Source organism: Streptomyces sp. MK37H, from assembly GCF_018035285.1.
In the GTDB taxonomy this organism is placed as follows: Bacteria; Actinomycetota; Actinomycetes; order Streptomycetales; family Streptomycetaceae; genus Streptomyces; species Streptomyces endocoffeicus.
This window is the reverse complement of record NZ_JAAAYH010000285.1, coordinates 1-11,995: the sequence shown is the minus strand read 5'-3', so window position 1 is coordinate 11,995 and position 11,995 is coordinate 1. Positions and strand designations below refer to the sequence as shown.

The window sequence follows — 11,995 nt, the reverse complement described above, 5'->3', positions numbered from 1 at the left end:
GGTGAGCGGGACGACCGATGGCTGGAGGGCCTCGGGGGCGTAGGAGGCGGCGCGGATCATCAGTGCCGCGACCGCCGCTCCCGACCCCGCCACCAGCCACGCCCGTACGCCCCAGCGGTCCGGGCGGTAGCGGCTGCGCACCGAGCGGCGGCCGCCCAGCCACAGGCCGCCGAGCGCGGCGGCGAGTCCGGCGAGCAGCAGCGGCAGACCGTAGCCCGCGCCCTCGGCCGCGAGCAGGCCGTATGTACCGCAGCAGACGCCGAGCAGGCCGCCCAGCGTCAGCGCGGTGGTGGTACGGGCGACGGCGGGCGGGACCTGGGCGGTGCGGCCGTAGCCGCGCGCGTCCATCGCCGCCGCCAGGGCCACCGAGCGTTCCAACGCGCCCTCCAGCACCGGCAGTCCGACCTGCAGCAGCGCCTTCACCCCGCGGTCGGGGCGGCCGCGCAGCCTACGGGCGGAGCGCAGCCGTCGCACGTCCGCCACCAGATGGGGTGCGAAGGTCATCGCCACCACGACCGCGACCCCGGCCTCGTAGAGCGCGCCGGGCAGCGACTTGAGCAGCCGCGCCGGGCTGGCGAGGGCGTTCGCGGCGCCGACGCAGATCAGCAGGGTGGCCAGCCGCAGCCCGTCGTACAGCGCGAACACCAGCCCCTCGGCCGACACCCGGCCGCCGATGCGCACCCCCTGCGCCCAGTGGGGCAGCGGGACTTCGGGGAGCGTGAAGAGCACCCGCGTCCCGGGGATCGGCGAGCCGAAGAAGACCGCGAAGAACAGCCGGATGGCCAGCACGACGAGACCCAGCTTGAGGAACGCGGTGTACGAGCGGGCCCACGGCGCGTCGGTGCGGCGTACGGCCACCACATAGCCCGCGACCGCGATGAGCAGCCCGAGCAGCAGCGGGTTGGTGGTCCGGGACGCGGCGGTGGCCAGCCCGAGCGCCCACAGCCACCAGGCCCCGGCGTGCAGGGCGCTTCCGCCGCGCGGGGTACCGGTCCGCGGGGTACCGGCTCGCGGCCGGGTGCGGAACCCGGCGCGGAGGCCGGTGCGGAACCGGCTGCGGAACCGGGTGCGGAAGCCGGTGCCGGGGCGGCGCGGGCCGGTGGCCTCGGGGGTGGTGCGCGGTGCCATGGCGGTCTTCCGTGCGCTCATACGCGGCGGCGGCGCGCCTGCCAGACCGCCGCGGCGCCGAGCAGGACGACGGCCGCGAGCCCGCCGATCAGCCCGGCCGAGGGGCCTGAGCCGCCGTCGTCCGCCTTGCCGCCGTCGCCCTTCGGGGCGGCGTGGGCGTCCACGGAGGTGCTCACCTTGTCCCCGCAGCCCGTCTCCGGATAGCCGGAGATGGCGCACAGCAGCGCGGCGGAGTTGTAGCGCAGCGGCTTCGCGACGGCGGCGAGCGCCTCCCCGGCGGACGCGTCCTCGCCGACCCGTGCGCACTCGGTACGGGGCGCGGGCGGCGTCCGGCGGTCGGGTGAGTCGGTGGCCGTACCGAAGTCGATGACCACCGCGACCCGTTTGGTGCCGTCCGTGGCCGGGGTGTCGGCGCAGACGGCGGCGAAATCGGCCATGCCGCGCGGCCGGGTGGCGTCGTCCGAGTCCTCGCTGACCGCGAAGCGGAAACCGATCATGTCGCCATCACCGGGTCGCGCCGAGGAGGGCCCCTGCGTGGCATAGCTCCAGCTGCCGCCGTCCCCGCCCCGCTGCCAGAACGACCAGTAGCGATACCCGTCCGCGGCCTGGGCCTGGCCCGCGCCGAGCATCGCGAACAGGGCGACGACGGGCAGCACCAAGGCGACAGCGGACAGCAACAGCCGGGCCGCGCGGCCGCACCAGGCGAAACGCGCGCGGGTGTGGCGGGTGTGTGGGACGGAAGCCGCGTCCGCGCGCCGGGCCTGGGCCGCGCGGGCGCGCGGTGCCGGTGCCGGTGCCGAGGAGGCGTACCGGACCCATACCGCGCGGGTGCGCGGGACCGAAGCCGCCCCGGTGCGGACCGATGCCACGTCTGTGCGTGGGCTCACAGCTGTCGCCTCTTCCGGCCGCTCAGGAGGAAGCCGATGCCCATGCCGGCGACCGCGCAGACGCCGACCGTCCACCAGACGCCGCCGACCCCGCCGTCGTCGTCCTTCTTCTCCCCGCTCTTGCCGTTCCCGTCCGACTCCGCGCCCGGGGCCGCCGCCTCGGGCTTCGGGCCGGTGGCGTTCAGCTGCCGGACGAGGTCGGCGCCGCCGAAGTCGCGGGGGTCGGCGCCGGCCGCGTGGGCCGCGAGGATCAGTTTGGCGAGGGCGCCCGGGTCGCCCTTGGCCCAGGCCGCCGTGCCGCTGTCCTTGCCCTGGAGCCACTGGAGGGGCTTGCCCGCGGCCGCGCTGTGCTCCCCGGCGGCGAGGGCCACCACCGCGTCGGCCGTGCCGCCGAAGTCGGGCTGGTCCTTGGCGCCGGGCATGGCCGACTTCAGGTGCGTATCGGTGTCGGACATGACGCGGGAGAGATGGGCCAGGGCCGCCTCGGCGGCGTCCTTGGGCGAACCGGCTCCGCCCTTTCCGCCCGCGCAGCGCAGCGGCTTCGGCTCGGCGCCGCTGTCCTTGCCGACGGTCTCGAAGACGAAGCCCTTGCCCTGCGCGGCCAGTGCGGCGCTCGCGGTGGCCAGTTCATTGGCGACGGGCTTGCCCTTGGCCGCCGTGTACGCGAACGCCCCGCGCTCCTCCGCCTTCGCCGAGCAGTCCAGCTGCAGGCCGAGCAGTGCGTCGTACGGGGTCTTGCCGCCCTTGCCCGGGGCCGACGTCACCTTCGCCGGGTCCTGGCCGGTGGCGGCGAAGGCGCCGACCGCCGCCGCGGTGGAGTTGGCGTCGCTCGGGCCGCCCGGGTTCATGCCCCAGCCGCCGTCCTCGTTCTGGTGGCGCTTCAGCCAGCCGATGCCCTTCTCCACGGTGCCGGAGCGGCCGCCCACCGCGGCCAGCGCCTGGACCGCCGCCGCCGTCGCGTCCGTGAACTCGCCCTTCTTCGGGTCGCACGCCTTGGACGTGTCCGCGCGGTACGCCGCGAAGCCGCCGTCCGCGCAACTCTGTCCGGCCAGCCAGTCGATGGCCGACTTCGCCGGGGTGACGCCCACCGCGTCCTGGGCGAGCAGCGCCAGCGACTGCCGCCACACCCCGTCGAACTTCGGGTCCTTGGCGCCGTAGAGCCCCTCGGCACGCCCGGCCGGGCCGTCGTCGGCCACGGCGGCAGGCGCGGCGGCCGCGCCCAGTGCGGCGCAGAGGGAAAGAGCCGCCACGCTGCGGCGAATGTTCATGGCTGTGGTGCCTCTCGGTCGGTGGACGGGCGCACGCAGCCGCGCACGGCCGTCCAGCCGCGCCGCACGCGGAACGCTCCGCGGCACGCCTGGCACCCGGCTCAGCTCCGCATACCTCGACGGTGCCGCCACCGGTCGTCCGGCGGCGGGAGCCTGCGTCGTCGCGCCCGCCCGGGTGTTCCGGCTCGTACGCCCCGCGGGGCGCGCTCACGGTTGCGGGTCAGCGCCGGAATCGCACCGGCTTCCCCCGATCGGACGCGTATGAAGTTTACGGACAGCTTATCCGCCGACTTGTCGGGCGCCTTCAGCCGCCCACCGCTCGCGGTCGCCGAAACGGCTGTCGCCCCGGACGACCGCGAGACAGCGCGTCGTCGTGCCGTCGTCCTCCTCGATATCACGGCGGTGCGCGAAGCCGAGCCGGGTGAGCAGGGTCAGCGACGCCTCGTTGGCCGCCATGACCGTGGCGTGCACCTCGCTCAGCCCGAGGGCGCGGAAGCCGTGGCCGACGACCGCCTCGGTCAGCTCCGTCCCCAGACCGCGCCCCCACGCCTCCGGCGCCAGCGCGTAGACGATCTCGTGGCCGCCGACGACCTCGGTCGGCTTGATCTCGGCGTGGCCGACGTACCGGCCGTCCTCGCGGACGGCCCATACGTCGAACAGCCGTTGGGCGTAGACCTTGGTGAAGATCCGCCCGAACAGCGCCCGGTCCTCGGCCTCGGGGGCGAGCCTGCCGTCCCCCAGCCAGCGGCACACCCGCCGATCCTGGAACAGCGCCACGAAGGCGTCCTCGTCCTCGGGCCGGTACGGCTCGAGGAGCAGGCGCGCGGTGCGCAGCGTCGGGGTCATGCGCCGCGACGCTACGCGGCCGGGCACCACCCGGCAATCCGATAACGCCGCGCCCGACGGCCTCCGCTCCCGGCCGTCCGCTACCCGCGGCGCCACCACTGGGCCAGGGACTTCCACCAGCGGCGCCGGGCCTCGTGCTCGGCGCCGGATTCGGGCTCCGGTCGCGGCCCCGTGGTGGCGGACGCGGTGTCCGCCGAGGGCGTGGTCTCGCCGGGTCCGGCGTCCGGGGCGTCCGCCCGGGAGACCGTGGGCGTCCTGCCCACGGCCCCTGAGATGGCCGCGGTCGCCGCCGCCATCTCGGCCAGCGCCTCGTCGGACTTGGCGGCCGTCCGCGGAAAGCGCACCGGCAGCGCGGCCAGGGCCCGGTGGAAGGGGCCGGGCCGCCACTCCAACCGCTCGACGGGCACAGCGAGTTCGAGATCGGGCAGGCGGTCGAGCAGCTTCTCGACGGCGACGGAGGCGATCAGCTGGGCCGGGTCCTTCGCGGGGCAGGTGTGCGGGCCCGCGCTCCACGCCAGATGGGCCCGGTTGCCACGCCGCTTCGACAGCAGGTACGGGTCGTTGTTGGCGGCCGCGAGGCTGATGACGACGGGGTCGCCCTTGGGCAGCCGGTGCCCGTCGACCGTGACGTCATGGCGCGGGTAGTGGACGCAGAAGTTGGCCAGCGGCGGGTCCTTCCACAGGACCTCGTTGAGCGCGTCCTCGATCAGCATGGTGCCGCCCGCGAGATCGCCCCGGAACCGTTCGTCGGACAGCAGGAGCAACAGCCCCTTGCAGATCAGGTTCTGCTGGGGCTGGGTGCCCGCGCCGACGAGGACGACGATCTGGTGGATCAGCTCCTCGTCGGTGAGCTCGGCGGGGTGGGCGATCAGCCAGGACGTCATGTCCGGACCCGGATTCTCCCGCTTGAGGGCGATGAGCTGGAAGAGGGTCTCCGCGAGGAGCGCGTTGGCCTGCTCGGAGTCCTCGGTGACGTCGAAGAGCGCCGAGAGCGCCCGGACCAGCTTGTCGCTCAGCTCGGGCGGGCAGCCGAAGAGCTGGTTGAAGACGAGCAGGGGGAGCCGGGCGGAATACTCCTTGAGCAGATCCGCCTCGCCCTTGGGGCCGAAGAGGTCGATAAGGAAGTCGGCGCTCCGCTCCACGTAGCGGCGCAGCGCGTGGATGTCCAGGCGGTCGAGGGTGTCGGAGATCGCCGAGCGCAGCCGGTGATGCTCCTCGCCGTCGCTGCACAGCGCGTTCGGCCGGTACATCATCATCGGCACCACGGGGTTGTCCATGGGGATGGTGCCGTCGGTGAGCGCCTGCCAGTGGCGCGCGTCCTTGGAGAACGTCTCGGGGCCGCGCAGGATGTCCAGCGCGGTCTGATAGCTGGTGACGAGCGAGACGGGGACGCCGGGCGCCAGCTCCACGGGCGCGATCCGCCCGTGTTCCCGCAGGCGGGCGTAGGTGGCGGACGGGTCGGCGGCGAACTCGGGGCCGTGCAGCGACTCCAGCCCTTGCCCGGCCGGGGCCTGGCCGGAGTGCGCGGGGCAGCCTGGCGGCGGTATCGGGGCGGCCGTCGGACCTGGTGTCGGGGCGGAATCGCGGATGGGGCTCGTCACGCATGCTCCTGCTGGTACGGCGGTTACGGGGGGTGTGCGGGCGTGTGCGCCAGGCCGGGTAAGGCTAGCTTCCGGTTCGTCGGACCGGCACCCCATACGTCACTCAAATCGCTTGGTACATCACCGGATTGCTACCCGGCACCGCTTCCGCCCTGCCCAGCTTCACCAGCCGGCGCAGATGCGCCTCCGCCTCGGAGACCGCGATATTGCGGGAACCGAAGGGGATCTGCTCCCACGGGCGGTTCCACTCCATCGCCTCGGCGAGCCGCCACGGGGTGAGCGGGGTGGTGAGCAGGGCCAGCAGCCCGGCCAGCCGCTGCTCGTGGTGGTCCAGCAGCGCGCGCACCCGGGCCGGGGCGTCGGTGAAGGCGTACTGATGGGCGGGGAGCACCTCGGCCGGGGCGAGGGCGGCGACGCGTTCGAGGGAGTCGAGGTAGTCGCCGAGCGGGTCGGTGACGGTCACGTCGTCGGGGTCCTCGTAGAGCCCGATATGGGGGGTGATCTCGGGCAGCAGATGGTCCCCGGAGAACAGGCGGCCATGGCCGGGCAGGCCCTCACCGGCCGCCGGGTGGGCCTCTTCGAGGTGGAGGCAGACATGGCCGGGGGTGTGGCCGGGGGTCCAGACGGCGCGCAGCCGCCGGCCCGCCAGATCGAGGAGTTCACCGGGGACGATCTCGCGGTCGGGGAGCGCGGCCCGCTGCCCCGGGAGGCTCGTACGGCCGGACGCGCGGGTGGCGCGCAGCGGGGCCAGATGCTCCTCGGGCGCCCCGGCCGCGGCGAGCTTCTCCTCCAGATAGTCCAGCCAGCGGGAGGGCTCGGCCTCACGGGTGCGCCGGACGACCTGGGCGTCGGCCGCGTGCATGGCGATCCACGCCCCGGACGCCTCCCGCACCTGGCCGGACAGCCCGTGGTGGTCGGGATGGTGATGGGTGACGAGGACGCCGTGGACATCGGAGACGGAGGCGCCGCACGCGGCGAGCCCGGCGGTGAGGGTGTCCCAGGCCGTGGGGTCGTCCCAGCCGGTGTCGATCAGGACGGGGCCGCGATCGGTGTCGAGAAGGTGGACCAGGGTGTGCCCCAGCGGGTTGTCGGGGATCGGGACCGGGATGCTCCGCACTCCGCCGCCATGGTCGGTCACCCGCGTCACCTGCGCCATCGGCTCCCCCTCTCCTCGACACAAGCATTGCCCACTATAGCTAGAACTGGTATCAGTTCTGATGCAGCGTCAGATATTGGCTGCCCCCTGTAGGCGGTCCCGGCCCCCCGGGCGGGCCGGCCGTACGTACCCGTACCCCTCAGTCATCGGCCGGAAGGCATCAGCGATGGACGACCTCATCGAGCACGGGCAGCTCTTCATCGGCGGCGCGCTGGCCGATCCGGCGGGCGAGGACACCATCGAGGTCGTCTCGCCCCACACCGAGCAGGTCATCGGCCGGGTGCCGCACGCCTCCCAGGCCGATGTGGACCGGGCGGTCGCGGCGGCGCGGACGGCGTTCGACGAGGGCCCCTGGGCCCGGACGAGCCTGGACGAGCGGATCGCGGTGGTCACCCGGATCAAGGACGCCATCGCCGTACGCCATGAGGAGATCGCCCGGGTCATCAGCGCGCAGAACGGCTCCCCGTACTCCTGGAGCGTCCTCGCCCAGGCGCTCGGCGCGATGATGGTGTGGGACGCGGCCATCACCGTGGCCCGCGACTTCGTCTACGAGGAGCGGCGGGCCGGGGTGCTCGGCCCGCTGCTGGTGCGGCGGGAGCCGGTCGGGGTGGTCGCGGCCGTGGTGCCGTGGAACGTACCGCAGTTCGTGGCGGCCGCGAAGCTGGCGCCCGCGCTGCTCGCGGGGTGCTCGGTGATCCTCAAGCCGTCGCCCGAGACACCGCTGGACTCCTACATCCTGGCGGAGATCGCGGCGAAGGCGGGGCTGCCCGAGGGGGTGCTGTCGATCCTTCCGGCCGACCGCGAGGTCAGCGAGTACCTGGTCGGCCACCCGGGCGTGGACAAGGTGTCGTTCACCGGCTCGGTCGCGGCCGGCAAGCGGGTGATGGAGGTGGCCTCGCGCCATCTGACCCGGGTCACACTGGAGTTGGGCGGCAAGTCGGCCGCGGTGATCCTGCCGGACGCGGACCTGGAGGCGGCCGTCGCCGGGATCGTGCCCAACGCCTGGATGAACAATGGACAGGCATGTGTGGCCCAGACCCGTATCCTCGCGCCGCGCGCCCGCTACGACGAGATCGCCGAGCGGTTCGCGGCCGCCGCCTCCGCCCTGGTCGTCGGCGACCCGCTGGACCCGGCCACCCAGGTCGGGCCGCTGGTGGCGCGGCGGCAGCAGCGCCGGTCGCTGGACTACATCGCGCTGGGGCAGCGGGAGGGCGCCAAGGTGCTGATCGGCGGCGGCCGTCCGGAGGCCCAGCAGACCGGCTGGTACGTGGAGCCCACGCTCTTCGGCGACGTCGGCAACGACATGCGGATCGCCCGTGAGGAGATCTTCGGCCCGGTGATCTGTCTGCTGCCGTACGGGGACGAGGAGGAGGCGGCCCGGATCGCCAATGACTCCGACTACGGGCTGTCCGGCTCGGTCTGGACGGCGGACGTCGGGCACGGCGTCGACTTCGCACGGCGCGTCCGCACCGGCACCTACTCGGTCAACACCTTCAGCCTCGACATGCTCGGGCCCTTCGGCGGCTACAAGAACTCCGGTCTGGGCAGGGAGTTCGGCCCGGAGGGGTTCTCCGCGTATCTGGAGCACAAGATGATCCACCTGCCCCAGGGATGGGACGGGGAGCCGAGCTGATGGGGGACCGCTGGCGGATCGAGGTGGACCGCGGCGTGTGCATCGGCTCGGGGATGTGCGTGAGCACCGCCCCCGGCGGCTTCCGGCTCGACGGGGCGCGGCAGTCGCATCCGGTCGAGACGGAGGCCGATGCTTCCGAGGCGGTGCTCGCGGCGGCCGAGGGCTGCCCGGTCGAGGCGATCGCCATCCGGCTGTCGGAAACCGGTGAGCAGGTCTTTCCTCCCGACGAGTAGCTCTCCTGGCCGCCGTCGGCGGGTCAGAGGCCGCCGCCCGCCGGGTCGGAACCCGCCGCCCGCCGGGCAGGAGGCCGCCGTCGGCGCTTACGGACCCGGGGCCGGCTCGGATCCAGCCCTCGGACCGCGATATCAGACCCAGCCCTCGCACTGCGATATCCGTATGGCGTCCACGCGGTTGCGCGCCCCGGTCTTCCGGGTGATCGCGGCCAGATAGTTGCGGATCGTCCCGGTGGACAGATGCAGCGTACGGGCGATCTCCGGTATGGAGGCGCCGTCGGCAGCCAGCGACAGCACGCCCAACTCCCGCTCGGTCAGCGGGATCTTGGCCGCCTGGAGGAAGCCGTAGCCGAGCGCGTCGTCCACGTACCGCTCCTTCTTCGCCACCTGCCGTATGGCCTCGACCAGCCGCTGCGGTGGGGCGTCCTTGTCGACGTAGCCGAGCGCCCGGGCCTCATGCGCGCGGCGCAGTGGGCCCGGCCGCTCCGAGTTGACCAGCACCAGCAGTCCGCAGTCCCCGCCCTCCCTGGAGGCGGATGCCACGAACTTCCCCCACTCGCCCTTCCGTGCCGCCTTGTCGGCCGCCGGGCTGTCCGTGTCCACCACGCACACCTGCGGTTGCAGGGAACGGGCTCTGCTACGCGCGTCGCGCCAGGAGCACGCGGCCGCCTCGATGTCTGGTTCGGCCCCTATTACGGATGCCAGGGCCGATCGCAGCAATCCTGACTCGTGTACCAGCAGTAACCGGATCACGAACTTCTCCACCCCCCACGATGCAGTTCTCTCGTTGCGCGCCGTTGTCGCTCTGTCGCGCGCCGTTCATGAATACCGGGATTGGGCAGGGCGTGAACGCGGAATTTAAGCCAATGGGGGGCGTGAGGGCGCATAAACCCCGTCCAGGAGCTCGAAGGGGCGCAGGAATTGGCGCGTGCGCCCCTGTTGTGCCCTCCGTCCGGCTATCGGGCCGGGGTGGGGGCGGTGAGGTCGATCAGACGGCAGACGGTCTCGATGTCGATCTTCACCTGGGCGATCGAGGCACGCCCCGAGAGCCAGGTGATCAGCGCCGAATGCCAGGTGTGCTCGATGACGCGGACCGCCGAGAGCTGCTCGGCAGTCGGAGCGTCGTCCAGGCCCATCGCGTCGAGGATGATCGCGGTGGTGAGCCGGGAGACCGTGTCCACCTCCGGGCTGACCGACCGGTCGGCGAAGGTGAGCGCGCGCACCATCGCGTCGGCCAGATGGGGTTCGCGCTGCAGCGCGCGGAAGGCGCGCATCAGCGTCTGGGCGACCCGGGCGGCCGGTTCCTCCTCGGTCGGCGGCCTCTTGCGCAGCGTCTCGTGCATGTGCTGGAGCTGATCCTGCATCGTGGCGACCAGCAGATGGACCTTGGAGGGGAAGTAGCGGTAGAGGGTGCCGAGCGCCACCCCGGAGTTCTCCGCGACCTCGCGCATCTGGACCGCGTCGAAGCCGCCCCGGCTGGCCAGCCGGGCGCTGGCGTGCAGGATGCGCCGGCGGCGCGCCTCCTGCCGCTCGGTCAGCTGCAGGGCGGCCGGCTTGACTTCTGCGGTCATCTGTCCCACTTCGAATGTGTTGCGTCTGCGGGTCGGCGACAAGCGGACATCGTGCATGATGGCAGGACCGTTCCGGGCCTGCGAGTCACTGGAACTCGTTCTAGGCTAGCGCGGGTCCTCCCCGAAGCGCCCGTGTCCGCGCAGTTGAGGCAGGTTGCTGCCGAGCGGCGCCCGCGGTCGCGTCGACGAGCGCGCACCCAGGTGCACACCCCCGCCGTCAACTTCTCCTCAGGTCCCGGCTACCGAGTGGTAGGGATCACCTGCCCCGGCCCTGGAGAGGTCGTCCGAGGCAGGTATCTTCGTGACTCCTCAGGGGATGCGTTAGTGAAACTTGTTCTAGATAAACGGAAGCGGATACGCTCCCGCTGAACTGCACCAAGGAGGGGGCGCGAGTGACCGCAGAGGCCGCGCAGGAGACCGGGGCCGACCCGCTTCGAGCAGCACCCCCCACCGCCACCGAGGAACGGCCGCTGCGCATCGCGCTGCTCAGCTACAAGGGGAATCCGTTCTGCGGGGGCCAGGGCGTCTATGTGCGCCATCTCTCCCGCGAACTCGCCCGGCTCGGCCACACCGTCGAGGTCATCGGCGCCCAGCCGTATCCGGTGCTCGACGCCGGGGAGGGCGTCACCCTCACCGAACTGCCCAGCCTGGACCTCTACCGCCAGCCCGATCCGTTCCGCACCCCCCGGCGGGAGGAGTACCGGGACTGGATCGACGCCCTGGAGGTCTCCACCATGTGGACCGGCGGCTTCCCCGAGCCGCTCACCTTCAGCCTGCGCGCCCGCCGCCATCTCGCCGCGCGCCCCGGCCAGTTCGACGTCGTCCACGACAACCAGACCCTGGGCTACGGGCTGCTGGGCCTGGAGAAGCTCGGCTTCCCGCTGGTGACCACCATCCATCACCCGATCACCGTCGACCGGCAGCTGGAGCTGGACGCCGCCGACGGCTGGAGGCGCCGGTTCTCCGTGCGCCGCTGGTACGGCTTCACCCGGATGCAGAAGCGGGTGGCCCGGCGGCTGCCCTCGGTGCTCACCGTCTCCGGCTCCTCCCGCCGGGAGATCGTGGAGGACCTCGGGGTGCGGCCGGACCGGATTCATGTGGTGCACATCGGCGCGGACACCGGCCTGTTCTCGCCCGACCCCGCCGTCCCGGAGACCCCCGGCCGGATCGTCACCACCTCCAGCGCGGATGTGCCGCTCAAGGGCCTGGTGTATCTGATCGAGGCGCTCGCCAAGGTCCGCACCGGGAACCCCGAGGCGCATCTGGTCGTCGTCGGCAAGCGGCCGGAGGAGGGGCCGGTGGCCACCACCATGGCGCGCCACGGGCTCGAGGACGCCGTCGAGTTCGTCAAGGGCATCAGCGACGCCGAACTGGTGGACCTGGTGCGCGGCGCCCAGATCGCCTGTGTGCCCTCGCTGTACGAGGGGTTCTCGCTGCCGGCCGCCGAGGCCATGGCCACCGGCACCCCGCTGGTCGCCACCACCGGCGGCGCGATACCCGAGGTCGCCGGGGTCGACGGCGAGACCTGTCTGGCCGTACCGCCCGGCGACGCCGACGCGCTCGCCGCGGCCCTGACCCGGCTGCTGGGCGACGCCGACCTCAGACGGCGGCTGGGCGCGGCCGGCCGGGAACGGGTGCTGCGTCGCTTCACCTGGGAGCAGGCCGCCCGCGG

At 73.1% G+C, this 11,995-nt stretch carries 11 protein-coding genes and 1 riboswitch; of the genes, 3 read left to right on the top strand and 8 right to left on the bottom strand.

Going from position 1 to position 11,995, the window contains the following annotated elements:
- From GWI24_RS30675 to GWI24_RS30650, 6 genes are all read right to left on the bottom strand, one after another.
- On the bottom strand, positions 1–1,128 hold a 1,128-nt coding region (locus tag GWI24_RS30675), incomplete at its 3' end, for an energy-coupling factor transporter transmembrane component T (protein WP_247617092.1).
- 17 nt (positions 1,129–1,145) lie between these two features.
- A complete protein-coding gene (locus GWI24_RS30670; RefSeq protein ID WP_247617096.1) occupies positions 1,146–1,757 on the bottom strand; it encodes an SCO2322 family protein in 612 nt (203 codons plus the stop codon).
- A gap of 254 nt (positions 1,758–2,011) precedes the next feature.
- The gene (locus tag GWI24_RS30665; RefSeq protein ID WP_210949134.1) at positions 2,012–3,283 is read right to left on the bottom strand and encodes a prenyltransferase/squalene oxidase repeat-containing protein; all 1,272 of its coding nucleotides are present in this window, start codon (positions 3,281–3,283) and stop codon (positions 2,012–2,014) included.
- A 173-nt stretch (positions 3,284–3,456) separates the two neighbouring features.
- Positions 3,457–3,531, bottom strand: a riboswitch (cobalamin riboswitch).
- 31 nt (positions 3,532–3,562) lie between these two features.
- The gene (locus GWI24_RS30660; RefSeq protein WP_210949133.1) at positions 3,563–4,129 is read right to left on the bottom strand and encodes a GNAT family N-acetyltransferase; all 567 of its coding nucleotides are present in this window, start codon (positions 4,127–4,129) and stop codon (positions 3,563–3,565) included.
- An 80-nt stretch (positions 4,130–4,209) separates the two neighbouring features.
- The gene (locus GWI24_RS30655; protein ID WP_308344140.1) at positions 4,210–5,730 is read right to left on the bottom strand and encodes a cytochrome P450; all 1,521 of its coding nucleotides are present in this window, start codon (positions 5,728–5,730) and stop codon (positions 4,210–4,212) included.
- Between the two features lie 103 nt (positions 5,731–5,833).
- Entirely contained in the window at positions 5,834–6,886 is a 1,053-nt protein-coding gene (locus GWI24_RS30650; RefSeq protein WP_210949132.1) for an MBL fold metallo-hydrolase, read from the bottom strand.
- 166 nt (positions 6,887–7,052) lie between these two features.
- Between GWI24_RS30650 and GWI24_RS30645 the strand changes: the two genes are divergently transcribed.
- Both GWI24_RS30645 and GWI24_RS30640 read left to right on the top strand, forming a co-directional pair.
- Positions 7,053–8,519: an aldehyde dehydrogenase gene (locus GWI24_RS30645; RefSeq protein WP_210949131.1), complete on the top strand. Its 1,467-nt coding sequence runs from the start codon at positions 7,053–7,055 to the stop codon at positions 8,517–8,519.
- Positions 8,519–8,752, top strand: coding sequence for a ferredoxin (locus tag GWI24_RS30640; protein WP_037947116.1), 234 nt, complete (start codon positions 8,519–8,521; stop codon positions 8,750–8,752). Before GWI24_RS30645 ends, GWI24_RS30640 begins: the two co-directional genes overlap by 1 nt.
- Positions 8,753–8,884: 132 nt before the next feature.
- Here GWI24_RS30640 and GWI24_RS30635 read toward each other — a convergent pair whose 3' ends face one another.
- Positions 8,885–9,505 carry a response regulator transcription factor gene (locus GWI24_RS30635; RefSeq protein WP_210949130.1) on the bottom strand — a complete coding sequence of 207 codons (621 nt, stop codon included), beginning with the start codon at positions 9,503–9,505 and terminating at the stop codon, positions 8,885–8,887.
- Between the two features lie 203 nt (positions 9,506–9,708).
- Positions 9,709–10,323, bottom strand: a complete 615-nt coding sequence (locus GWI24_RS30630) for a TetR family transcriptional regulator (RefSeq protein WP_210949129.1) — start codon at positions 10,321–10,323, stop codon at positions 9,709–9,711.
- 392 nt (positions 10,324–10,715) lie between these two features.
- Between GWI24_RS30630 and GWI24_RS30625 the strand changes: the two genes are divergently transcribed.
- The coding region (locus GWI24_RS30625; protein WP_210949128.1) for a glycosyltransferase family 4 protein at positions 10,716–11,995 on the top strand (1,280 nt) is incomplete at its 3' end.